This window comes from Stygiolobus caldivivus, assembly GCF_019704315.1.
GTDB lineage: Archaea > Thermoproteota > Thermoprotei_A > Sulfolobales > Sulfolobaceae > Stygiolobus > Stygiolobus caldivivus.
Window position 1 is genome coordinate 2,524,736 of the sequence record NZ_AP024597.1, and the last position, 24,854, is coordinate 2,549,589.

At 35.5% G+C, this 24,854-nt stretch carries 24 protein-coding genes and 1 pseudogene; 14 read left to right on the forward strand and 11 right to left on the reverse strand.

Annotation, left to right across the window (positions count from 1 at the left end):
- Window positions 1-101: 101 nt before the first annotated feature.
- Window positions 102-533, reverse strand: a complete 432-nt coding sequence (locus tag KN1_RS12585; protein ID WP_221287985.1) for a conjugal transfer protein — start codon at window positions 531-533, stop codon at window positions 102-104.
- Window positions 533-703 carry a hypothetical protein gene (locus KN1_RS12590; RefSeq protein ID WP_221287986.1) on the reverse strand — a complete coding sequence of 57 codons (171 nt, stop codon included), beginning with the start codon at window positions 701-703 and terminating at the stop codon, window positions 533-535. The genes KN1_RS12585 and KN1_RS12590 overlap by 1 nt, the downstream gene beginning before the upstream one ends.
- Before the next feature lie 547 nt (window positions 704-1,250).
- On the opposite strand from KN1_RS12590, the pseudogene KN1_RS12595 reads away from it, so the two are divergent.
- Window positions 1,251-1,920: pseudogene (locus KN1_RS12595) on the forward strand (IS1/IS1595 family N-terminal zinc-binding domain-containing protein).
- A gap of 648 nt (window positions 1,921-2,568) precedes the next feature.
- Complete coding sequence (locus tag KN1_RS12600) at window positions 2,569-2,886, forward strand: type II toxin-antitoxin system RelE family toxin (RefSeq protein ID WP_225905693.1); 318 nt, start codon at window positions 2,569-2,571, stop codon at window positions 2,884-2,886.
- A gap of 493 nt (window positions 2,887-3,379) precedes the next feature.
- Here KN1_RS12600 and KN1_RS12605 read toward each other — a convergent pair whose 3' ends face one another.
- The gene (locus KN1_RS12605) at window positions 3,380-4,516 is read right to left on the reverse strand and encodes a transposase (protein WP_225905694.1); all 1,137 of its coding nucleotides are present in this window, start codon (window positions 4,514-4,516) and stop codon (window positions 3,380-3,382) included.
- A gap of 127 nt (window positions 4,517-4,643) precedes the next feature.
- Here KN1_RS12605 and KN1_RS12610 point away from each other — a divergent pair, with 127 nt between their 5' ends.
- The 7 genes from KN1_RS12610 (at window position 4,644) to KN1_RS12635 (ending at window position 11,852) form a co-directional block, all read left to right on the forward strand.
- Window positions 4,644-4,976 (forward strand): hypothetical protein, encoded by a 333-nt coding sequence (locus tag KN1_RS12610; protein WP_221287987.1) that lies wholly within the window; start codon window positions 4,644-4,646, stop codon window positions 4,974-4,976.
- Window positions 4,977-5,759: 783 nt separating this feature from the next.
- Window positions 5,760-6,338, forward strand: coding sequence for a hypothetical protein (locus KN1_RS12615; protein ID WP_221287988.1), 579 nt, complete (start codon window positions 5,760-5,762; stop codon window positions 6,336-6,338).
- Window positions 6,331-7,833 (forward strand): hypothetical protein, encoded by a 1,503-nt coding sequence (locus tag KN1_RS12620; protein ID WP_221287989.1) that lies wholly within the window; start codon window positions 6,331-6,333, stop codon window positions 7,831-7,833. Before KN1_RS12615 ends, KN1_RS12620 begins: the two co-directional genes overlap by 8 nt.
- Window positions 7,834-9,184: 1,351 nt before the next feature.
- Complete coding sequence (locus tag KN1_RS15000; RefSeq protein WP_258712514.1) at window positions 9,185-9,316, forward strand: hypothetical protein; 132 nt, start codon at window positions 9,185-9,187, stop codon at window positions 9,314-9,316.
- Window positions 9,317-9,621: 305 nt separating this feature from the next.
- Entirely contained in the window at window positions 9,622-9,897 is a 276-nt protein-coding gene (locus KN1_RS12625; RefSeq protein ID WP_221287990.1) for a hypothetical protein, read from the forward strand.
- Between the two features lie 697 nt (window positions 9,898-10,594).
- Window positions 10,595-11,458, forward strand: coding sequence for a hypothetical protein (locus KN1_RS12630; protein ID WP_221287991.1), 864 nt, complete (start codon window positions 10,595-10,597; stop codon window positions 11,456-11,458).
- Window positions 11,448-11,852 (forward strand): hypothetical protein, encoded by a 405-nt coding sequence (locus tag KN1_RS12635; protein WP_221287992.1) that lies wholly within the window; start codon window positions 11,448-11,450, stop codon window positions 11,850-11,852. Before KN1_RS12630 ends, KN1_RS12635 begins: the two co-directional genes overlap by 11 nt.
- Window positions 11,853-12,097: 245 nt before the next feature.
- Here KN1_RS12635 and KN1_RS14830 read toward each other — a convergent pair whose 3' ends face one another.
- From KN1_RS14830 to KN1_RS12650, 4 genes are all read right to left on the reverse strand, one after another.
- Window positions 12,098-12,286 (reverse strand): hypothetical protein, encoded by a 189-nt coding sequence (locus KN1_RS14830; RefSeq protein ID WP_225905695.1) that lies wholly within the window; start codon window positions 12,284-12,286, stop codon window positions 12,098-12,100.
- 169 nt (window positions 12,287-12,455) lie between these two features.
- Window positions 12,456-12,584: a HEPN domain-containing protein gene (locus KN1_RS14835; protein WP_225905696.1), complete on the reverse strand. Its 129-nt coding sequence runs from the start codon at window positions 12,582-12,584 to the stop codon at window positions 12,456-12,458.
- A 388-nt stretch (window positions 12,585-12,972) separates the two neighbouring features.
- Window positions 12,973-13,362, reverse strand: coding sequence for a type II toxin-antitoxin system VapC family toxin (locus KN1_RS12645; protein ID WP_221287993.1), 390 nt, complete (start codon window positions 13,360-13,362; stop codon window positions 12,973-12,975).
- A complete protein-coding gene (locus tag KN1_RS12650; protein WP_221287994.1) occupies window positions 13,340-13,576 on the reverse strand; it encodes a hypothetical protein in 237 nt (78 codons plus the stop codon). The genes KN1_RS12645 and KN1_RS12650 overlap by 23 nt, the downstream gene beginning before the upstream one ends.
- 449 nt (window positions 13,577-14,025) lie before the next feature.
- On the opposite strand from KN1_RS12650, the gene KN1_RS12655 reads away from it, so the two are divergent.
- The 5 genes from KN1_RS12655 (at window position 14,026) to KN1_RS12675 (ending at window position 17,266) form a co-directional block, all read left to right on the forward strand.
- A complete protein-coding gene (locus KN1_RS12655; RefSeq protein WP_221287995.1) occupies window positions 14,026-14,250 on the forward strand; it encodes an AbrB/MazE/SpoVT family DNA-binding domain-containing protein in 225 nt (74 codons plus the stop codon).
- Window positions 14,219-14,647, forward strand: a complete 429-nt coding sequence (locus tag KN1_RS12660; RefSeq protein WP_221287996.1) for a type II toxin-antitoxin system VapC family toxin — start codon at window positions 14,219-14,221, stop codon at window positions 14,645-14,647. Before KN1_RS12655 ends, KN1_RS12660 begins: the two co-directional genes overlap by 32 nt.
- Window positions 14,648-15,247: 600 nt before the next feature.
- Entirely contained in the window at window positions 15,248-15,460 is a 213-nt protein-coding gene (locus KN1_RS14840) for a hypothetical protein (RefSeq protein WP_225905697.1), read from the forward strand.
- A 493-nt stretch (window positions 15,461-15,953) separates the two neighbouring features.
- The gene (locus KN1_RS14845) at window positions 15,954-16,619 is read left to right on the forward strand and encodes a hypothetical protein (RefSeq protein WP_225905698.1); all 666 of its coding nucleotides are present in this window, start codon (window positions 15,954-15,956) and stop codon (window positions 16,617-16,619) included.
- Window positions 16,620-16,672: 53 nt separating this feature from the next.
- Window positions 16,673-17,266, forward strand: a complete 594-nt coding sequence (locus tag KN1_RS12675; RefSeq protein WP_225905834.1) for a hypothetical protein — start codon at window positions 16,673-16,675, stop codon at window positions 17,264-17,266.
- 765 nt (window positions 17,267-18,031) lie between these two features.
- On the opposite strand, the gene treY is transcribed toward KN1_RS12675, so the two are convergent.
- The 4 genes from treY to KN1_RS12695 are packed head-to-tail and all read right to left on the reverse strand — an operon-like array spanning window position 18,032 to window position 24,841.
- Window positions 18,032-20,206 carry a malto-oligosyltrehalose synthase gene (gene treY / locus KN1_RS12680; protein WP_221287997.1) on the reverse strand — a complete coding sequence of 725 codons (2,175 nt, stop codon included), beginning with the start codon at window positions 20,204-20,206 and terminating at the stop codon, window positions 18,032-18,034.
- Window positions 20,203-22,338, reverse strand: a complete 2,136-nt coding sequence (glgX, locus tag KN1_RS12685; protein WP_420857148.1) for a glycogen debranching protein GlgX — start codon at window positions 22,336-22,338, stop codon at window positions 20,203-20,205. Before glgX ends, treY begins: the two co-directional genes overlap by 4 nt.
- Entirely contained in the window at window positions 22,335-24,005 is a 1,671-nt protein-coding gene (treZ, locus tag KN1_RS12690; protein ID WP_221287998.1) for a malto-oligosyltrehalose trehalohydrolase, read from the reverse strand. Before treZ ends, glgX begins: the two co-directional genes overlap by 4 nt.
- Window positions 24,002-24,841 carry a hypothetical protein gene (locus KN1_RS12695; protein WP_221287999.1) on the reverse strand — a complete coding sequence of 280 codons (840 nt, stop codon included), beginning with the start codon at window positions 24,839-24,841 and terminating at the stop codon, window positions 24,002-24,004. The genes treZ and KN1_RS12695 overlap by 4 nt, the downstream gene beginning before the upstream one ends.
- Between the last annotated feature and the right edge of the window lie 13 nt (window positions 24,842-24,854).

The window sequence follows — 24,854 nt, forward strand, 5'->3', positions numbered from 1 at the left end:
ACAAATGTATTGATCTGTAAACTTTACTTTATAATAAACTAAAGCAAGAAGATAACGCATAGAACTCTTTGTACATTTAAAGAAAATTTGTAAATATTTAGTTAAAGATCGTTAGCCTTAATAACTAGTCTAACGTTTCTGTCGAAGCATATCATTATTCTTGAGAAGAAATCTTCCCTACCTAAAATTAGGCTGGGATATATACCCTCACCTAAGTTTACGAAGTCTAAAGATGTCACGGGTATCTGTAATGTCTCATTAAGTTCAACAAAATGAAATTTTATGCTATATCTTTCTTTTGTAGCGAGCAGATTAGAAATTATAACTTTATCGACTAAACGATTTTTTAATGAGGATTCATCAAAACACTTTAAGAACGTATCATTTCTAATGACAGAAAACCTGCTTCCAGTATCTGGAAGGGCGTAAACTAAATACTCACTACCTAGTTTTGGACACTCCATTTCCACTTTAAGTAAAGGTAAATACGTGTCATTAACTTTTACAAAAGGTACTTCTATTTCGCGAGGCATTATTGACTCTCTACAAACTTGATGGAAACTAAAATATCGTAAGTCCCTTTCTTATAACCCTTCTTCTCCATGATCTTATCAATCTCCTCTTCAGAATCAGCCTCAGCAACAATTCTTCTATTATAATCTATTGCGTAATATTTCCTCATAACCTTGATGGGAGTAGTCATATTCTCAATTTAAATATGAACTTGCAGGGCTATAACTTTGTCTGCTATGCTCTATTAACGAATTTTTGAACTAGAAATGTTAGTGTGCTTGGGTGTTTAGTATTTAAAAGCTTAGAATGTCTCTTCACTCAGAAAAAGAGGAGAAAAATAAGTGTTAGGAGACAATAATAACAATATCAACTGCAAAAGTTAATGCATATTGGTTATTCGGTCTAAAAAGCTCGAATATGACAAAAATTTATTTTTAACAACATTTTCAAAAATCGAAAGGGAATAATATTCACGTTATAGATAAAATATTATGGCAAGAAGTTCAAGATTTATACACTAGAATAGAAGAGAATGACAAAGCAACTGAGGTGTTTAACGTCTCATACGATGTAGATTCTTTCATCTAATACTTAATCTAAATTATATTATTAGAATGAAAATTAACCCTTTAACACAAAGGTGTTAAATCAAGCTTATTAATTTAACGTTTTTGACATCCCAGTGTGGAGATAGTGTCGTCATTAAGCTATTTGTATTTGTATAATGAGTATTACTTATGGGTAGGAAGCTTGTAATTAGCCATGACATAGCTTGTCCCTCTTGTGGTAGTCACCACGTCGTTAAATGCGGTAAGCCTCTGGGTAGGCAGAGGTTTCTATACAGTGATTGCGGTAAGTATTTCCTCGGTGATGCGAGTTATCACCACTACTCCAAGGAGTTGAGGGAGGAGGCTTTGAGGATGGCTAATGGCATGAGTATGAGGGCTATTTTGGAGCGCTTAATGTGCCTTTGGGTACTGTTTTCACTCGGGTAAAGCGTTATGGTGGGCAGGAGTAAGAAGAGGCCGTGGACTTGCGGGAAAAGGCTCGGTCAAGGGTAAGGTCGTCGGCGAGGTGTGGACGTACTTGTGCAGAAACTCTAGGGCTTTCTACAAGTGGGTCTCCACTTGTCACGTGTACACGGGTCCCGGGTTTTACCTAATTTACTCTGCGGGTGATAGGGGTGAGAATACTTTTCGTGAGGCCGAGGACTACTCGCCGGAAGACGGTAGGTCAGTGACGATTACAGTGTTTACTTTTGGTTAAAAAACCACACGGTAGTCTCAACCTGTTAACCCCGACGAGTCCTTCCACTCCTCACTGAGGGATAGGCTTGTCAAGAGGGGGACGAAGGCTGTTAACAGGAGTATAAATATGGTGGAGTATTCCATAGCGCTGGCCTTATGAGAAAGAAGGTTAACCCCGGAATTTGTAGCTTAATGACGACACTATCAAGCTGTGCTACAAAAGGGTATCTACGAAGAACTCGGTATAGACAGAGTGACGTGGTGGAGGTATAAAAATAAGAAGAGGAAGATACCGGCTGACGTAGTCAAAAAAATGCACAGTTTCTTACACCGGACGAATTAGTCCAACTTACCTATAGTATAGATATATCAAAGACAGGAGTAAATGAGGCATATAGTCTCATGGTTAAGATATAGGGAATAGTACTTTAGCGGAAATATTAGAGGGGGTTAAGGACTGGAGGGAAGCATTAGCCAGGATAAGGGATTACTATGCTATACAACAGAAAGCTCTTACGCCTTCAAAAAGAGGAGGAAGGAAAAGGAAATGATATCAGCTGGAGAAATTATAAGAATCTTTTTATTAACCTGAGGCGAGAAAAATGAAATTAAGGACTCGCTTGGTGTTATCATTAGTTTTGGCTTTTCTTTCAAATAATTTTTACAAATTTTTTCATAGGTGCATATTCTTCTATTTTGGGTAATTCTCTTGTTAATTGCATATTATATTATTTATATATTATTATTTCTAATGAAATAATATACGAAAATAGAAAGATTTTTAAATCTCTCTTCTATATCTTTTATCGTGGTTTGTGAGAAGTGGATTGTAAGGTTCTTGATGAGGGATGTTAAGAGTGAAAGAGACCTAGCCAGGTTTGTGGTTAAGAGGTTTTCTAATTTAGAGACATTGATGTTGGTAGTTGATAAATTAGAGTTATTGCAAGAAAATCCTTTCAAATATGCTAGGGAAAAGTTGAAGAATAGGTTAGATAAATACGGAAACCCTATGTTCTCCATAGAAGTTACGGGTGATATAAGGATACTTTATAGCGTTGATTCAAAAAATTATGTAGTTTTCATTTGGGAGATCGGGTCTCATAAGGACGTTTACGGTCGGGATTGAGTTCATAATAAGCCTCAATAAGCATTTCCCTAAACTTCTCTAAGTCCTCCTTACTCTCGAACTCCAGAAACCTCTCTCCGTCCTTATCCTGAACAATTCTCATAAGTATATGCTTGTTGAGGACATTAAAAAAAGGATATGGTAATTATTCTCATCTAATTTTGAAAAATTGTAAAGGAAAACTAGATATACGCTAGTCGTCAGAAACCATATGTGAGAAAAATTCAGTAAACTGAAGAGTTCACTGAGAAAAATTCAAACTGACTAATCCTGCCCGGATCCCCGGTTTTTTAGTTGCAGTAGCTTTAACCAGATAAACAAAGTGGTAAGCGGATTAAGGGCTAAGGGTTACCACGTCAGTATGGGAATCTCGTTTTTCATGATATTAAATAACAAAATCAGTTAAATTGAGTTAAACCAGTACTATTCAAATACACATAATTTATTTCGTGAAAAATATTAACAATAAACCAATTTCTTGTCAAAAGACAAGTCATTTACAATTTATTTCACGTGGATAAAAAGACGTGCATAGTGCCAGCTCACTGCCCGTAAAACTCCCCAACAACCCGAGTACACTCTTGTGTAACACCCCCAGTCCTTTAATCCCCTCCAAATCCAACAGACCAGCGAGAGACTCACAAAACACCCACAACTTGACCTTCACCCAAGACCTCACCGAAAACCACAAGTTCAACACGAGGTAAGAAAGCAACACAAGCGTCAACTCCTTCCTAACATCACACGTCCTAGTCCTCCCCCTAAACTCCTCAAGAGAACGAAAAGCGTTCTCAATACCCCACCTCCCCCTATACTCCTCAGCCAAAATAACAGCACCGTGGACATCTACCTCCCCCCTCACGAGAAAAGCCAACACCTTGTCCCCCTTACTACTCTCCTTCCTCAAGACGACCAGATGAGCACCGCTCACGTGCCCCACGCACAGGAAACCGGTATACCTAACACCCGCGTACTGTATGTCGACCTCCTCCAGTTTACCCAAGTACTCCTTGTACATTTGGTGTTTAGCAGGGATTACGAAGTCTATGCGCAAGTCCACGAGGTATTTTACCACTTCGTTTACTGCGAATTCTTTGTCTGCGAAGAGGGTGACGAGTTTTAGCTGGTACTTGTGTATTTCTTTGGTGAATGTTTGCATGGTGTTTTTGAAGGTTTCTGCTATGTTTTTTGTTGTTATTGGTAGGACGTCGAGGAAGGCTTGTTTTCTCCCCAAGAGGAAGAGGGTCGCTTGGCCTAGTCCCCATGTTGTGCCTTTGGTGGGTCTGGTTTTGGTTAGCATTGTTTTGTCTTTGTGGTATTGGGGTATTGTGTGGAAGTCTATTGCTACTCTTTTTTCTCTTGTGTCTCTGAGGGTTTTCTTGCCTAGTCCTTGTATTGTTTGTCTCACTTTTTCAGGGGAGAGGTTTTTTAGTCCTTTCAAGGTTTTTCTCCCTTGGTTTCCTAGTCTGGTTAGGTAGTCTCCCCTTGCCTCGAGTAGGGTTTTGAATGATTGTGGGGGTAAAAGTTTAAAAAGTGTGGTTGTTTTTAGTTGTTTGAGGGCGGACCGGGCGAAGTCCCTGACACGTTTCACACGTTTGGTCTTGTCCCCTTTCGTGTGTCTGTGTTCCATATGTCCCGGTCTGCCCTCTAATATACAAACTTTTCTCCAAAATTTTCGTCTTTGCTCGATTTTTATTGTATTTTATTCATCTCATTTTTTACACAAAAAACGAGATTCCCATACTGACGTAGTAGTATTGGACGAAGAGGCCGGCGTCGGGCCTGACATAACCATATATACGGGGAAGTCTAAAATAAGGGTTAAAGTCCAAGGTATGGTCCTACCAAATAATCCTGCACGGGTACGTGATCTCGATTTTGATTACTTCATAATAGTAGTAGTGAGGGGTCTAAATAGTGTGGGCTACTTTATTATTGAAAGAAATGAGGTAGAGAGACTGATTAAAGAAGGCCTGGTAAAATACAAAAAGGGATCGGAGAAGTTCGGCTGGATACCGAGGAAGGTTTACGAGAAATATAGGATAGAGTTAGACGATTTAGTAAATAAATTGAGAGAAGCCGAGCAATAGTATCGGGATGGCCTCACTATAGGTAACCGAAAGGGGTCTGGTAAAAGAAACGATGATCGGCCTACAGTGAATATAATTAAGAATGTAACTGTAATCCGTATTTTCAAATTGGTACTGTCACTCATCTCAACATAATTTGATCTTAAAATAATAAGGGTTTAATTCATCTGCCCAAATAGTATTAACATAAATGTCAGAGACACAGTACTATCATTGTATCGGCCGCACCTATTTTGCCAAATTTACAAACTGAGGTCGGAAAGCCTCAGTAAGGGAATGGACAGTCCCTTATATATAGTTTTTTCATAATAATTGCAAACGCATTAGAATCGGTTTTACCTTAAGATGGTAAAAGTAGGCTAAATAATCGAGGCGGCAAGATATTTTTTGTCAAATAAATGTCACTTACCCTTCGCGTATATTCCGCACTTGCATTCACCATGGAAAACACTATAATGCTCAGATAAGAATTACCCTAGTAATCTTAACTTCTACTTTATGATGCTCTAACTCTCGCCGGTAATAGTCTAGATGCATAATACATCGATAGATTAAAGAGGCTAATAACTCTAATGACCATTTGATAATATCTTACTATGATATCTCTAAAATTAATATATGAGTATAAAATATGTTAACGTATGAAATATCACGTGAGATATCACGATGCCGATATGTTAATGCATATTACATTATCTTTTTTTCGAGGTGAAAGTGTGAATGGAGCCATTTCAGTGCAAACAAGGTCAAATTATCTGTCCTTATTGCGGGGCGTGTGCAGGCATGCCAGATCCTATTAATAGTCCTCCTACTATTTTGATAGAAAATAAATTTAATGACCCATTTATTCCGCTAGAATACTTCTTACAAAAGCCGATAGATCAAGTAATACAGCTATTAAAACAAAGACGACCTATAAAATGTGTGTGTGGAAGAAAATATTATTTAATTCAAATACCTAAAGATAGAGTTGAAGATTACATAACGACTTTAGATTTTACTGATAATGTGATAACTGAAGCTAAGCGTTATAAGATCCTTACTAGTGAGAGGAAATTTAAGAGCATAATTAAAAATAATATAACGGGTGTTACGATACCCGTGAACTTTAAACCTGATGATGAAGAAATACCAGATGAAATTAAGAATAATAAGTTAAAGCTGGCAAAAATTAAGAGTATAAGTATAATAAAAAAACCAAAAGGTGTTTTTACTCATATAATTTTCAAAAATCCTGAGGATAAAAAAATTTATTTCCTTACATGTATAAGAGTATTAAACCCTAATTTTACTGAAGAAAGGATATGTTTTAAGCTTACCCCTGTTGTTGTGAGCAAGAAGGAGGGTGGTAAATATGGTTGAACCTAAAAAGACTCTTCCTGATGGTACAAAGATATATTCATTGAACAGTTTAGATGATGCATTTAATGAGGTTGAGGAAGTTGACTTAACTGTTAGCGATTTAATATTATTCTTACTATGGTGTGATAAAGACAAACCAATAGTTGGTACTACTGTACTTGTTAAAGAAGCCCTTATGTTCTGGAAAGAACTAAGAAAGAGAGGATATAAAGTTGAAGACCTTCACTTTTACTCAGAGCTTTATAGTAATTACAACAATCTCATAATACCTACTGTTAAAGATCTTTATTTTGCCGGTTTCATTATCATAGCCACTACCGCAGATAAAAGACAAAAAGTTTATATGCTGAGTAAGGAAGGTATTAACGAAGCAAATAATCTAGTAAGAGAGAGGATTAAAGTAAAAGACGACATAGAATATTTTATGAAAATAAGAAAAGAATTAGATAATCAATATTCCCGCCTTAACTTATATTTAGATAATCTATATTTCTTCCATAACTTATCTAATAAAGTTTATATTGATATTATTAAGAGAAAAATTAACAAATTTAATAAATATCTTGCTAACGAATTTGCTAAGGGTAGAACTAAAGTTATTGTTATAGGTCCTCCAGCGAGCGGAAAAAGTAAGTTTATAGAATTCTTGATGACTGATTTAAAAGATGATCCCTTATTAAGTAACTTAACTATCGAAGAGAAAACATTAGGCTTCAAGGTAAATGATGAGGAAATCCAGGGAATTATAAGAGCTGAGAGAAACAAAGATTTTAATAAAGCCATTAGGATATTTGTCTCTAAAATTAAGAAAAATATATTTCCGAGTCTCAACCCTAAGGAGAAGGATATAGATGAGGGAGATGCATTCGGATTCTGGTTTTCAGAAGACGAACTTAAAACAGGTCTAGAACCTTTTGAGTGGGAGACAGAAGACGGTAAAAAGATAATGTATCACTTGCCAAACCTACTATTACGTATTTATCGTTATCGTGATGATATAGATATAAGAGAGTATTATAGAAGGCAAAGGGAATTATACAATAAGCTTTTGAGTATTTTCGGGATAGGTAGTAATGTCCCTACTTTTGGAAGCTTCCCTGAAGTTTTTCACTCTGATATAGACGAGTTGTTAGAACATTTTTCATCAATAGCAGAAAGCTTGGCCTACAGCTCAGCAAGCGTGATTGCCGGAATAGTTGGTGCTTACCTTATAGTGAGTTTATTAGGTAAGGGAGAAAAAATAGAGCCAACAGAAAATCTGATACATATATTGGGAGAACTTGAATGGAGAGTACGTGAGTTATTTGCCGCGAGACTTGCTGTTAAAATGGGTATGAATACTAAAGAGGGAGCCTGGGAAGTATCTCAAGCTCTTAATACACTTATCTCTACGAATAAATTCATTGAAATTCTTAGAGAGAAGGAAAACAAAACGGAAGAGCAGGAAATATATAAACAGCTATATGTTTTACTCACTATGAAAAAGTCGCTTTAATAGAAGACACTAAAGAGCTTAAAAATATTAAGAGATTTTAATTTTCGATTTTTCTTGGTTTTGTTAATTTTTTAGAAATTAATTTTAACTTTTTTGCACAACTTACGCAATATTACAGATAATCTTTTTTCATTTTTCACGTAATTTTCATTTTTATCATATCGTTGCGTATCCGCCCATTTTATCGAGACCCCTGGGAGCGAGGGCTCAGAATCAGACAGACAGCCAGTTAGTAGGTCCTAAGTAGTCAGATAAGAAGTTAGGTATGTTTAGTAGGTTCTAAGTCGGTGGGTTAAGGGCGATAGCCCCTTATACTTTTATATAATAGATAGGGTAGGGGTTAAGGGCGATAGCCCCTTATAGACTTTTAATGTAAAGTATTCTATGTAGATTCTTAAAGGAGAGAATTGAGTTAAGGACTAAGGGTTAAGAGAAGAGTAGGAATAGCACAATTGTAAATTTGTTAGAATGTGTAGAATTATTTATGTAGAGAAATGTAAGTTAGGAGGGATTATAAAGGGAAAGGTAAGATAATAGCTGCTTATTGTAAAAAGGAACCTGTACCAATTAGAGGTTTTTGTAAGGCAAAAATAGTAGGGTAAGAAAAGAGGGAAGAGCTGCTTAAGTTAGGAGAGAGAAGAATTAGAGTAGGGATAGTTAGGAAATTTAGGAGATTTAGAAGGATAAAAAGTGGAGTGTAATAGTAGGAGAGTAGAAGAAAAGATGAAAAGAGGAGTGTAAGAATAGTAGGAGCAGAGAGAGTTAGTAAGAAAAAGAAGAGTTGTTTAGGTAAGAAGAGGGACAGAAACAGAGAAAGAGAAAGCTGCACAGAAATAGTAAGCAGGGTTAGAAACAGAGAGAGTAAGAAATGTAGAGAATAAGCAAGAATGAAGAAAAATAGTTTGAGAGTGTAGTAAGTAGAGTGGAAGCAAAATAGAGTTTGCAAAGCAAAGAAGAAAGAGAGTAAGAAAAGAGAGTAAGCAAAAAGGGGCAGGCGGAAAGCCCGAAAGATATGTTAGAATTTGTTTAAGATAAAAGAAATAAAGGGGGAATTGGGGGTATAGATATGAAATGCCTACGGATTCTTACGTATTTGTATTAATCCTTATTACTAGCCTATATTTGTTTATTGTTTTGAACTAGAATATACTAAAGATTATTAGTATGTTTAATATATACTAAGGTGAGAAGGGATAATTATGAGTATGAATGAGAATAATGTGATAGATAATAGTAGTAATGAGAATTTAATAAAAAAGACTGATATAAATGAGAAAAATCGTAATATTAGTAATATAAAACGGTTAATATTAGTGCATAAAGATGATGAGCTGAGCCTCTCTATAAGTATGTGGAGAAAGTTATACTAAGGGTAATTGACGAATACGTAAGGGAAAATAAACGGCCAATTAGGAGAAAGGAGCTGACAGAGTACGTATTTGCTTTTGACGAAAGAATGGGGACTGTTCTCATGCAGTCATGAAATTCGAAAATTATTTGTAATATTATATCAAATTAACGCAGTGTATTTAATCGTCTTCAAATGACCTCATTTAAGGGTGTAGCCTCTCTCAAGAAAACACAAGGGTAAATAACTTGTGCTTTTTAGACCTACCTACGAGGACATCACAACCTTTATACATATAATGTTTTAAAAAACAATATTTTCCCTTTACAATTCTAGGTCTTTTCAATAGTTCAAGATAGTAAAAATAATTTTTATAAATACTCTAATATTTTTACAAATACTTTTCGAATTTGATGACTGTTTGAGAACACCCCCAAAGAATGAGGAAATACGACGAGGTCAGTAAGCACGACGAGAGCATAATTAGTTATGCTATAACCAGGCTGCTTAAGAAGAAGAAATTAGCGAAGATACAATACTGTAAGGAGTGGAAAAACGGAAAGTGTGTTGAATACTACAAACGTGTGGACTATATTCTTGATGAGCACCTTAAGGACCCGGAACTGCTGCAATACCTAAAAAATAACGGCCTTGTTACGGATACTAATGAGGGATTAACGTCTTTTTGTTTAAGATTGCCGCGTGTATCCTCGTAGGCTATTGTTATTTTTCCGTCTGACTGTTTGATACTTACTACCCTGTCCATAATTGTTTTAATAAAGTTATAATCCAAGCTAGAGATTTTGAACTCCTTACCGTTAATTATTATTGCAGCTCTATTGTTATATCTTACTAACTTGGCCCCTTTGAGTTCTATACTCTCGATAGGCGTTAGTTCCCCGGTTAACGTAGTGTCGGTTGTCCCTTTTGACCTTTCGAATCCTTTGCCGTTAGCTACACTATTAGCAGTTGCAACTTTAGGTAGCTTTTGCTCTGATCCTTTAGGCGTTAACTCCCCGCTTAACGCTTTGAAACGTTCTCTTGTCTATTGATTGCTATATCATTATTCATTAATTTGTGTGAATCAGTTATTTCTTCTCTCGTGAAACGCATAACGTTACTAAATCATGTTAAGTGGAAACTTTTTAGAGATTCGGTTGTCCGGGGGGCAAATCCCCGCGGCGGCACTAGTTCTTCATGAATATTCTATCTACATAGCTAAAGGCTATGAGTAATTGTTAGGAATAAGCATGATTTAGTTGTCACTTTCCCTAAAAATTATTTAGATATAACGTAATTATGAGTATTAACTCTTGAATTTTGAATATGCTATTACGTTCACATTCAATAAAACTTTTTACATCGTTCAAGAGTTAAAAAAAGGATGTTTAAGCTAAATTTAATTGAGGAAATATGTTGAAAATATTTAAAGTTAATATTATAGGATTGATAATAATTTCAGTGTTTCTTTTTTCAGCTTTTTCTTATTCAGTCTTCTTAAACCATTTAGTTTTAGCAAGTGATACTAACTCGTCTAACGGCACTGCAGTTGATTATTTACACTTATATGTAATCAATGGAGAGAATATGAGGTGTGAAGAAATCGAAAATGTTTCGATTAAATTTATACTGAATGCATCTAATTATACTATATTATATAATTTATCCAAGGGTAATTATGATTTCAGAATATACAAAGCGAACGTTACACTAGTAATAAACAATTCTGAGTCTGTAAAAGCTATTTCTTTTGTTGTGCTATACATAGAGAAACATAAAGATTACAATATCACAATTGGTATAAGTATATTCAACACATCTAGGGGCACATTCACGGTTATAATGGCATATTTAAAGCCAGATAAGAATAATCTTAATACGGGAGATCTATTCTTTATGAACACCTCACGAATGAGTATTAGTGATCAGATAATACAATTCTCTGCATATGTTTATAAAATAGGAAAATTGTATGAAAAGTCACAAAATAACTCAATTAAGCTTTTAGGTCAAAGATATATTGAAATTGCTAAAGCTATGAAGCATTTAGCAAATATTGTAAAGCATTTATGGATTGGTAATATAAAGTCCGAATATATTATTTCCTCAGTTGCTGATGATACAATAAGTTGTGCTATTTCAATAATAACTACTGCTGGAACTGTAGCAGCTTTATTTGTAGCTGCAGTAGAAGCTGCACCAGTATCATTCGTCTTAGCATCTTATCTTCTTCCGTTTGAATTTGCTAATCTTGGGTACGCTTGTTATGGTGGTTAAATTGGTTTCTGTGAGAAGAATTTTATTAACTACTTCATTTGCCATAGTTGCTATATTCTCGATCGTAGGATATAACTACTCTCTTCATTCTCATTCCAATTCTCAACTTCCCTATATTTTCTTAGTACAAGCTGTAGTAGGCACAGTGGGATTAATTGAATCAATTATCACAATTCCGTACAAAGATCATACTGAAGATTCTTATTTTAAACAAAAATGGAGGGATTTTATCCTGTTATCCACACCAGTTATATTAGTTTATGTAATCGCAGGTATAATAGTTGCGATATTCTTCAAAAGTATTACGACCCTTCTTGAGATAAGTTTATTGTATGGGATCGTGATTAGCATACTCTACATTAAGAAAGTAATTTTCCACTCAAGAGACGTTTAATATGTTTTATTTATGGTTATTTTTTTAACTCCCCTTTAACAATTCAGTTATATAAACGGGACAGCAGTACTAGTTGTTAACGGTGATGAGAATGCCTGAAATATTCTTTTTTAGCATACTATGCGGGTACTAGTTGTTAGTGGTGTTGAAAATATTTATTAGTTGCTCAAAATTCTATTATTATTTAGTTTTTAGTGTTATACCATTTACGTTCGCAGTAATTCTTGGATTACTTACTGTTTATTCTATGGTAAAGAAGGAAGATGTAAAAGAGAATAAGGAACGATCTCCTTTGCAAGGTTTATCATCCTTATTTGGCTTTCTATTGCAGACTTCCCTTTATCCATTTCACCACCTCCTTTAGCCCTATTATAAAGGTCTTCTGTAATTGTCCTATTATACTGCTTAAAAGGAAATCCCGTTTGTCGCATCAAGGTAAAGAGAGATTATGAAATGTGGAGATAAAACCATTAAGCTTTCTATAACCTTAGTCGGTATTGTTATTCCTTCCCTTTCAATCAGCTAGGTCGGTAAGCAAGTGAGTTTTCCCAGGGAGTCCTTTCTCAGGTATATAATAAGTGCCTTCAATGCTTTTTCTATTGCTTATTGAGAGTAAAACGCTGAAGCGTAATACTTTCCGTTAAGCAAAAGGACTCTAGCAGTATACAAATCTTCGGTAGCCTGCTCCATCCAGTCCTTGTACTTCATCTTGTCATCTTTATTCCCTTTCATTTAAATATCTATGAGCATGCTTGTTGATCCCTTCAATTTCCCTTTATTAAGCCAGTTGGTTTACATAAAATTCTAAATTAGACGTTGAGTTAAAAGCAAGTTTTACGTTCATTTTAATAAAAAAATGGACTATCTCACAAAGCAAGCTAATTCTGCTTTGTTAGTGCCCCTAACAGATATTAAGCCTTGTTTTTACTAAGCGTTTGATTAAGAGTGAGTTTCACTAGTTTCTATAAAAGTCGAGCGGCACTACAAGATGTGAACATAAAGTAAAGATCTACACTAGTGCTTCTAGAATGTTTATAGCTTTAAACAGAGGATATAACACCTGGTAATAGTCTAGGAACTTTCCAAAATACTTAATCAATATTATTATCAGACCTTCTATCTAGTTAATGAATTCTACTTCGTCATTTATACCTATAAGTTCCTTTTCTCTCCTGAAGAGTGCCTTTGTATTTAGGAATTTAGCAGTTCCTATAGCGAAGCAATCAGCTAAGGAAATCGAGTACTTGCACTTGCATTCTGATGCATACTTTAAAATTTTGGGTTTTACTCCAAATATCTCAAAGTATCCAGAATTTATTAAGCCTTTAAATATCTTTTCTGCCTTTTTCCTCCCTAACCTCCTGCAAAGCACGTAATATACTTCGGCAAGGTTCACTACACTGACGTATGCTGTTACTTCTTGGTTAAGTATCTTGTCGTAATATTCTCTGAATTCACCTTCTAGAAAGGAGAGAATTACTCCAGTATCAAGGACTACTTTTTTCATCATCTTCCTTGCGTCCCTTCAGAAGTTCTTCATATAAGTTTTCCCCTTTTGCTATTCCGAAAAGTTCTTCAGCGAGTTTCCTGTCCTTAAACTTTCTCTCAATTAAGTATTTTATTACGTCGTCATAGGAAACTCTTCTTCCTAATTTCTTTTCAAGCATTCCGGCAATTTCAGTAAGCTTTTTCTTAGTCTCCTCTTTCACTTTTATGCTTTCCATATTTTCCACTTTTTCCACCAAGTATATAAAGCTTTATTGAGTTAGTGCTTTGTGGAATAGTTTAATTTTTATCAAAATTGGTAAAACTCACTCTTAATCCAACGCTTAATTTAGATTTTTATATAAACTAATGGGCTTAACACCTAAAGGAATTGAAGTAGGTGGGTCATTCACGGATCTATTGCAATTTCAGTTTGTCTTAATGCAGTGGTATTTTAACTGTTAATTATACACTCGGTAAAATTAATACTAAAATGCTGATAGGACGTATAATGAGGGGTTATAACTTTAATTAAATAGAATGTTCTACGGATATTTGGGTTATTTGTACATTGAATTATGCTAATTTAATAGAGCATATTTTAACTTGCAATGGGGACGTGAGCGGCCCTCTGTACTCCATTAGTTAAGTTTAATTATTTGGTAATCAGATCATCTTTTGGTAAAAAATGGAGAAAGTGGTAATAAAGAGAGTTGATAGTCAAGGGAGGGTAGTTATACCAAAAGAATGGAGGGATAAGTTTAACACTGACGAGTTCGTACTTGTTTTAAAAGAAGATAAGATTGAACTTTATCCCCGCGTTTCAAACTTAACAAAACTTATTGACAGTATTGATGTTGAAGAATTGCCCGGTGATTGGCATGAGCTTAAACGTAAAGTTTATAGACTCTAACGTGTTTGTTTATGCATTATTGAAACCAAAACGTTCAGTTGATGAAAAGATTGTAAAAATGAAAGAGAAAGCAAAGGAAATATTGACACGAATTGATAACGGGGAGGAAAAAGTTCTAACTACTGTAGTCCACATTTCTGAAATTGCTAACGTAATCGAGAACTTGTCTAGCCTCACGACCTCAATTAAGGTTATAGAAAACGTAATTAACAACGAAAACATTCTCGTTAAAGAAGTCACAGTACAAGATTACACTGAAGCTGTTAAAATAGCCAATGAGGAAAGCGTAAGCATTAACGATGCTCTAGCTTATGTCATAATGATGAAAAACGGTATTAACGAGATTTATACTTTTGATGAAAAACATTTTAAGAAATTGAATGTAAAGATTTTGTAAATATCTACGCTAAAGTGTAACTGTTAAGTCAAATATTACAGCCTAGCTAGGGTTTCGGTTTTCGATAAAACGCTATACGTTCATCTAGGAGTCGCTTTATCTTATAACCAACTTTAAGTACTTAGAGTACTACTGTATGCCAGAAACTATAGCTACTAGAAAATATCAAATCACGATACCTAAGGGGGTAAAAGATGTCTAAGGTATTAAAGTTAGAGATAGCTTATAATTAGAGTTGGGAAGGTAAGATAATAATAGAACCAATCAGAGCTTCAGATGCACTTAAGAGGTTAGCCACTATAGTTGATAAATACTTAGGAGGATCAAAGAGTATTGATGCGGTGAAACTTGTTGAGTAGCCTCTTAATAGAGAAATAGGCTTATATTGACACCAGCATTTTCATTTGTGTTACTTTAAAGAACCCTGGATCTTTATAATGATGCTATAAAATACTTGATATGCTAGTATCTGGTGGGTTTAAAGGCTTTGGCTCTCACCTTATACTGTTTGAGCTCTTTGGTAGCTTATCTAAGATCGATATAAAAGCCATATACGACGCTGTCAATTAGTACCTAGACCTTCCAATAACAATACTGGAAATGAACAGGGATCCTTCTGGTTACGCTAAAGAAATAGCAAAACTTTCAGTAACTTATGATGCATTACATGCTGCTTTAGTAAGCCAGAACGGGGTTAAGGTAGTTATTACTGAAGATGCGAATGACTGGAGCAAAATAGGGGAGGTCTGGCCTAAAGTAAAGGAAAAGCTTGACGTTAAAGATAATAGTAGTAGTTTCTCCTACGAAGGGTAAATTAGTATAAAACGATTTACAAATAGAGCAAAAACTCATTATCTTATACTTGCTCAGAAACTAAAGGACAAACACCAGGTCCTTTAGATTAACAAGGTTTTCCTAATCCCACATTAATAGTGTTATTGTCCTTTATGAATTAACTGAGTATAATAATAAGCAATACCTTATCATTAGTGTATAACTGAGATAATAGAAGAAATTATAGTTCTCACACCCTTATTTGTTCTAGCATGAAAACCAGTAAGTATTTGCTAACTAACTAGGGTTGTAAACATAATTTTCTGTCTCTCCTTTATTTCCTCATTCCCACGCATCTGTTAAGGCTGTTTATATTTTCTATGCTGGACTAGGTATTTTCCTCTATTGAGTTGTTTTTAAAGTATCTCATGATTTTCATCTATTACCTAGTTTAGTTTGCATTAAAATAGGGTGCGATTATCAAAAGCATTCTGATTATAGTTAACTTTTTTTTTAAAATCTCAATTCACTTATGCCTCAAAATTTAAAGCCTAAAAATATTAAACTGTTGCATTATGAAGAGAAGAAGAGTGATAAACAAATTTTTAGACAAGGAGTTACTCTAATAGAGTATGAAAACGCTCCATCAAAGATAATATCTTGGAGTCAGCTAATAGAAGGCGATCCTTTTGGAGAACATGAAATAACGTATAGTAGGATAAATTATGGTTCAGAGAGTGTATCGAGGAGGTTCAAGGTCAAGTATTTAGGAAAGGAAGGGGATAAGCATAGAGTTTTAATAAAAGAAGGCGTAAGTGGTTGTAGAACTAGGAGCAGAAGAATAGAGAACGAGGAAATATTAATACCAGATAAACTATACCAGCCTTACCCTTTGCAACAGAAGAGCGAAGAAGGGAAAGACCCAAATCCTATAGAATGTGAAATTTGTAAAGTACTGGTTGGTGTGCTATGTGGATTACTTGCGACTAAAGTAGCTAGTGCGATTGCATGTGATGAAGTTTGTGATATTGACGTCTGTATAATATTTATTGAGGATCCGATTATTTACATTATATGTGCAGGGTCATGCGATATAATATGTAATGAGGTTTTACAGATTATTTTACAAATTGGTATTGATAAGGCTTGCACAATAGGTGGTGATTACGTATGTGAAAAAGCTGGGTTTTGTTGTTAATTTTTTTTTACAAAAATTTTTATAAAAGATAAATAAGTATTCTAAAAGTGGTCATGATGACGGATGAGAGAAGAAGGATTATCTTTGGTCCAACCAAAAAAATATCGACTTTAAAATATCTCTTACTTATGTTATTATTTTCAGCGTTACCATCGGCTGTAGTATATATTCTAGCTGATGAAATTCTTTATACCTATTCGCATAACTCCGTTTTATCATCTAATTTGAGCTTCTTAATATCTGCAATATTGTTAGGAATATCAAGCATTTACATTAACAGATATCTTATGAGGCGTGGGATAAGACCCCCTGGAATTAGGAAAAAAGAGGCTAGGACTAAGTACACACTTTCTCCGGAGAGCGGACAACCTATTGATGAAAAAGTAATAAAGAGGTATGAGAAGGCGTTAGCGTTTTCGGATAAGGAGTCGGAAAATTATATAGCAGAGTTAGCTATTCTTGGTATGATGTATTTACAGAACGCTGTAGCTTATAATAACAAAGACCTCTACTTGAGGGCTAAGGACTACTTATCAAAGGCTGAGGAGGCGATGCATGAAAGGAGTGTGAGCTTTGAGACTAAAGCACTCGTTGATAATTTGAGGAGTAAGATCGAGACTTATAAATATCGTTTTGGGGAAAGATAAAAACTTAGATTTATAGGATTTGATTTTTGAATTCTTATGGGAGTACAGACACAGGATAGTGAACCTCAGACGATGGATCCTTAGCAGACAAGCTGTTCATCTTACGAGGGCATTTAGGGATGGTCAAAAGTTTACATACTGCTTAGTAAATTTCTTTGTGTTTATAGGCCGTGTTTATAAGTGGAGTAAGCCCGAGATAAAGTGCTATTAGCATAACTAGAAGTAATGTGTGTCCTATAATTAAATATAAATATTTTAAATTATCGCCTCCTCTTAATCTTTTATAGATGAAGTAAAAACTCCAAGCAAATCAACTATAGTTGAAACAGTCCGGAAAGCCTCTTTGTTAACAAATATAAAGTAGTATGGTAAATGCTGCTGTAATGAAGAGAAGTGTTATTTTTGTCCACATGGTGATTAGATATCTTGAATTTATTATCTGAAATGATAATTCCCTATTTAAGTTTAATAGCCTAGTGACAATTTATTTTTAACTGTCATTACAACAGTATAGGATACGTAAGATGCAGGTGATTCATGTTTATTTTGTAATTTCTATTTATCTAATTATGGTTAGATTTAATTATTTAAAAAATAATATACATATATAACAACGTTAGTACATGGTACCGTGTAAAGGTGTGTGATAACAGGATATAATTCAGTATTTTACGTAGGATGGTTTCGTATGCGCCTAACTATCAACCCATGAATTGTACTGACCTAAGAGAATATTTCAATTTAGAATGGATGCCTCAACGACCCTCACTTTTCCTTAATTAGGACTCTTGGTAAGTCTGTCACATTTACTTCATTTCTAATCTCTTCGTTAGTAAGGACGTCGAGATATTCCCCATCTATCCTTATAGTCTGTTCTCCTAGACTTGCTAATGTCTTTACGATAACTAGTATTCTCTTTCCTCTGGTAAATCCGCAAAGGCCTAATGGTAATTTCAGCGGTTCGTAACTCCCGTTAATTATTACTTCGTCATATAGTTGCCTTAAATGAAGCAACTTATATGTAGTGTAGACCTTTATTCTCCCATCGTCCATGTTCCTCGACATTAGGCTGTCATATTTCTTAGAATTTTTTAGAAGTGTATTTAATTTGTCGAAGTCTACACTTCTCCTGTTATCTGGATCCGTCAATAAATATCTCCACGTCTCAGTGCCTTGATAGAAGTCTGGTACGCCAGGTGATAAGACCTTTAGTGTGAGTAGAGATAAGGATTTAATCATACCTAATTTCCTGATTGTAGTTTCGTATTCAAGAAATGACCTCTGGAACTCTTTATTATCAAATGTTTCATTAACTAGTTCTATTAATTTATTTTCATATTCTTGGTTTATTTTTAGCCATGAAGTGTGTTCTTTAGCCTCTCTTACACTTTTAATCATATGAGATTTTAGCCTCTCTTTATAGTCGACTGTAAACCCCTCATAATAGCTCCCTACCAATACTTGGTAAAACCTGTATTCTGTATTTCTATCTACTTTTGGGTTCAGGATCTCATGCCACTCTTTTACTCTTTTTTCCCATTCTTTTGGTTTTTCGCTGATTGCACTTATTTTCATCCTTACATCTTCACTAAATTTAGTGTCGTGCGTGCTTGTGGCGTTTAATGATAATGACGAGATACGAGAGCTATTAAATTCATGGAATTTGCTACAGTCAAAGTGGTAATAAGCTAAATTACTACCGACCTCGTTAAGGGAAACAAGCCTGTTATATCTATATAGGAAAGTATCCTCATACGCCTTTGCGAAAACTGCTGGCATGAACTGTTGGAGTTTAGTATATATTTCTGGTCTTTCTTTAGCTGCTTTTGATATTTCTTCTCCCTTGTCGCACTCCTTAATTACCTCGTTATTATAAGTCCTATAACGAGTTAAGCAGCTCAGGTAATTTTTCAATGTTTCGGTGCTAACGCCCAATAGCTTTGAAAGTCGTGATACCTCGTAATTAAATAGTTCTTCGATGACGAATTTCTTAGCCTCTTTTATAGCTTTATCTATATCGTATGTGAAATCAGTACCTATAAAGTCGTAATAAACTCTTGTCATGTCTTCTTCATTGAAAGTATATAATAGGTTGGAGAAATTTAGAAAATCATATCCGGTAGTGCCATCCGGCCCGTTGAATAATTTTTCATCGAATGACAATATTTTTTCTACTAAAATTATTTTATTCTTGGATTTTTCTTTTAGCTTTTTCACATATTTTTCTGGCTCATATAGGCCATCGACATGGTCTATTCTAAATCCGTCTACATCAAATTCAAGAATTTTCTTGTGCGTTTCCTCAAAAACAAAATCAACTTCTTGGTTTATTGCTATTAATTCGTTTACATCAAAAAATCTTCTATAAGAGGGTGGTTCTTTCCAGTACGTCAGTTCATAAAACTGGTCTCTGAGTGTTTCGTTTAGGTCTTGTCCCATCCGCGATAAGGGTAGCCTCCAATCATGATATTTTAAGAAATAATTGCCATCCTTATCTTTTATTATTTCTATAAGACCACGTGAGACAACATTATCAAGGCTGTCCTCAAGTATCGGTAACCTTATTTTATTTTCCTCTTTGTAAAAATCAAAGAACTGGTAATATTTACTCGTCTTGCCGTTCTTTAAAACGTCCATTAATCTCCAATTATCTGAGTGAACCGCTGTATGGTTAGGTACTATATCTTGGATTATACCAAGGCCTTTCTCTTTTGCTTTTCTGATTAGCTCTCTATATTTATCTTCCCCACCAAGTTCTGGGTTTATTTTTGTGTGGTCGGTTACGTCATAACCATGAGTACTTCCTGGTCTGGCCTGAAAGACTGGAGATAGATATAGGTGTGAGATACCTAGTTCTGTGAAATAGTCTAGATGTTCTATTACATTATCAAAATTAAAGCCTTTATTTAACTGAACTCTATAGGTAGATAGAAGTTTCATGCTTCCACTCTTCTGTAGACTAGAGCGGTTTTTCCGTCTATCTCTTTTTCGGTTCCTCCTTCTACTATCTCCTTTCTATCTTCTAGGTATGGGTGTAATACCAGTTCCCATTTGCCTTGGGGGAATTTGAACTTAATATTATTATTTCCCCCATTTAGTATTATTAAGAAAGTGTCATCAGCTATTCTCTCCCCGTATTTGTTTATCTCATCTATTGCGCTCCCTTCTAACACATAGGCGATAAAGTTAGTATTTGATTTCCATGTAGCTTCATCTACTTCTGCCCCGTCAGGCTTCAGCCAAGTTACGTCTTTCATAGGCAGTCCGAATAGTTTTCTACCTTGAAAGTACCTTGCTCTCCTAAATATAGGGTGAGCTCTGTAAAAGTATATGAGTTCTCTGACAAAACTATGAAATTTTAATTTTCTATCGTCTAAATTCCAATCGAACCAGCTTATCTCGTTATCCTGACAGAACGCATTGTTATTTCCTTTTTGTGTCCTCCCTATTTCGTCCCCTCCTAAGATCATCGGTATACCTTGGCTCGTGAAGAGCGTTATTAGAAGATTTCTCTTTTGTTTTTCTCTACACATTATCACGTTCGGGTCTTGGGTTTCCCCCTCAAATCCACAATTCCAACTGTAGTTTTCATTCATCCCGTCTTCGTTATTGAGTTGGTTAGCTTCGTTATGTTTTTGGTTATAACTCACTAAGTCCGCTAACGTAAACCCATCGTGAGAAGTAATGTAGTTTATACTTGCAAACGGGGTCTTATTATTCCCGGCATAAAGGTCTGGTGATCCTAATAATCTATTTGCTAATTCTTCGAAGGGTACCGCATCTCCTTTCCAAAACCTCCTAATATCGTCTCTGTACTTCCCGTTCCATTCTGCCCATAAATAGGGGAAATTGCCTACTTGGTAGCCTCCCGGTCCCACGTCCCAAGGTTCTGCGATCAGTTTAACTTGTGATAGGACTGGGTCTTGCTGGATTGCTACGAAAAATGTCGATAGCATGTTTACGCTGTATAGCTGGCGTGCCAATGCTGAGGCTAAGTCGAACCTGAACCCATCTACGTGCATCTCTAATACCCAGTATCTTAAGCTGTCTAGGACCATCTGGAGGACTCTAGGGTGTGACAAGTTAAGTGTATTCCCAGTCCCGGTAAAATCAAGGTAATACCTAGGGTTTTTGGGGTCTAATAAGTAATATGCTCTATTATCTATCCCTTTGAAGCTCAGGGTCGGTCCTAAGTGGTTCCCTTCAGCTGTGTGGTTATAAACTACGTCTATTATAACCTCAATTCCGGCCTCGTGAAGTTTATTTATCATTTTCTTAAACTCATAGACTTGTTCTCCTAAGCATCCGCTACTAGAATAACGACATTCTGGGGAGAAGTAATTAATAGGGTTATATCCCCAGTAATTCTTAAGTCCTTTTTCTATTAAGAACCTTTCGTCTACAAATTGTTGAATTGGCATAAGTTCTACGGTAGTCATTCCGAGATCCTTAAGGTAGTCGATCATTGTGTCAGAAGATAGTCCATCGAATGTCCCTCTTACATTTTCCGGGAGGTCTTGCCTAAGTTTTGTAAACCCCTTAACATGAAGCTCATAGATAACTGTATCGTTCCAAGGTATCTTTTTCTTCATAAAAAAATGTCCATCTGTCCAGTTAAAATAAGGGTCTATTACCACACTTTTGGGTATAAATTTATCGTCTTTTCGTTCATCAAACGATAGGTCTTGGTTTTGTTCACCTATCTTATAGCCAAAGACTGTGTCGTCCCATGTCAAACCCCCATTAATCGCTTTAGCGTAGGGGTCTATCAGTACCTTATTAGGATTAAACCTTAAGCCTTCTTCGGGTTTATAAGGTCCGTAGACTCTATAAGCGTATAGTTGTCTAGGTCTTATCCCAGGGACAAATACGTGCCATAAGTCACCGGTCTTCTGCGTAACTTCAATTACTTCTTTTGGTTCGTCCTGTTTTATGTTCGAGTATAGCAGTAGCTCGACTTTTGTTGCGTTTTCTGAGAAAATAACAAAGTTAGTACCGTCTTCTTCTTCGATCCACGTGGACCCTATCGGGTAAGGCTCACCTGGTCTTAGAGGTCTATCCCTATTCTTCATACTGTCTGATATACTCCTATCCCCTTAGTAATTTTTATCTTACTATGTCTCTGAATTTTTTCTGGAAAATTAATACCTAATAACAAGTTTCCGTCTTCTTTAAGCTCTATAATATTATCACCAAATGAAGCTATGATTAGCAAATTAGGAATTTTGATACTTATCCAATCTGTCCCCGATTCAACGTAATCGGGTTTCTTACATTTAATTAAATAATTTCTTCTTATTTCTATCAGTTTTTTATAAAAATGTAGCACATCTTCATTAACATTCCATGATAACTTAGATTTTTGAAAGGCCTCAAGCGATTGGGGGTCAATTGATTGACCATTTTCTTTGAGCCTTCCTTCTCTCACTCCTTTAATTAGTTGAGGGTCTGAAAAGTCTGAAAAGAATAGAAAGGGTTTTGTTTCAAAGTATTCTTCACCCATAAAAAGCATTGGTATATAAGGGGAAAGAATGTATAACGTTGACGCAATCAGGTAAGATTCTTTATCTACCAGTACAGAGAGCCTTTCACCATTCCCTCTATTACCTACTTGGTCATGGTTCTGGATGTATACTACGAATTTACATCTAGAGAGCCCACCCACTGGTGCACCATGTGTTTTTCCCCTATATCTCGAGAATTTTCCGTCATAGACAAATACATCTTTAAAACTTTTCTCTATCTCTTTAATTGATCCAAAATCAGAATAGTAACCCGATTTCTCTTTCGTAATATACGCGTGGACAGAGTGGTGGAAGTCATCGGTCCACTGCATATCAATTCCGTAACCGCAATCTTCTCTAACTATTTTTGGGTCATTTAAGTCACTTTCAGCAATAACAATCTTATTTCTACTGTGAACGGTTTCAGCAATTTCTTGAAGTATGTGTTTAGGGGACATGTCAAAAATAGCGTGCACCGCATCTAGCCTCAGCCCATCTACCTTAAATATATCTAACCAATACTTAACGTTGTCAATTACTAGTTCCCTTACCTCGTCGCTCCCTCTATCATCGAAATTAAAGGTTAAACCCCAAGGGGTACGGTATTTTTCGGAGAAGTAAGGCCCTAGTTTAATAAGGTAGTTTCCTTCAGGCCCAACGTGGTTGTATACTACATCTAAAATTACCCCTAGGTTTCTTTTATGAGCTTCCCTGACAAGCTCAGCAAAGCCTTTAGGGCCACCGTATGTATTCTGAACAGCAAAAAGATAGGTACCGTCGTATCCCCAATCCCTTTCACCCGGGAATTGAGCTATTGGCATTATCTCAATTGCGGTAACTCCCAGATCCTTCAGGTAATCTAACTTTTCTATTATACCTTTAAAGTCACCTCTGTTAGAAAAAGTCCCTACGTGTATTTCATAGATTATTAGGTCTTCAGCACTCAGTCTATTTATTTCTGGGATATCAAAGTCCGTGCTTATTATTGTCGAATTACCGTGTACCCCATAAGGTTGATATCTCGATAAAGGATCTGGAATAGTTTCTTTGTTATCTAAAACCAGCTTATATTCTTGTCCTTCGGACACATTATCTATAGAGGCTGTAAAATATCCATTATCATCTTTTTCGGCCTCGTATTTCCCAATATTCAATAAATTTAATTGTAGCTTTTTAATATAAGGAGCGTATATTTTATAAATTAATTTATCTTTGTGTAGTGTAGCTCCGATCATATTGAAATAAGTTCATTAAAGTAATATATCAATCCTTCTCCATCTAGATATAAGGTGACATTGTAGACTGCATCCCCGTTATAAGCATTTAGTACATATGTAGGGGGTAAATTCCCGTATACGTTAACTTGCTGGCCTTGTACTATACTTGAAGAAGTAGAGTTTACTAAAGTGTTATTCACATACAGCTTAAGATTATAAGTGCCGTCAAGTAGCTTAATGTACTGAGTATTTAATATAAAATCGACTGAGTAGGTAAGTGTCCCGTTTGGGTATGCGATAACTGATCCTTCAGTAGGTGCTATATAATAAGGAATTTCGTGGGGCGTAACGTATACTATTGAAGCATTGGTGGAAAAGGAAGGATGTGACGATATAGCTACTTGAACGGGGTAAAATTTAGCAAAGGAGTCTACTCTTGAAATGACACTTAATAATGTGTTATTATTCGTTAGTTTAAGACTCCAACCATAGTTACCAGACCCCTCTATATCGACACCATAAACTTGGAGAGAGTTAGGGATAGTAACTGTTAGTTGACTCTTTTCGGTAGAAAAAGGGTTTACCCTAATGCTTGATGTATTTTTGTAATATTGGGTATGGGGGATTATACCCGACTGTACACCAGCACTTACTGCAACCAATATGTTGGCTGACATAGGTAGAGGCCCTTTATTAACACTTACCACACAAAACGTATAGGTAGTTGTAGAGGGCGTCTTTAATTCTTTGACTAATTCCACGTATGAGTAGAAATTAGAGTTCTCTACATAAAATATGGCTCCTAGGACTACAAATAGTAACAGGACTACTCCGAGTAGATAAATGCGTTTCATTGCGGTTAATACT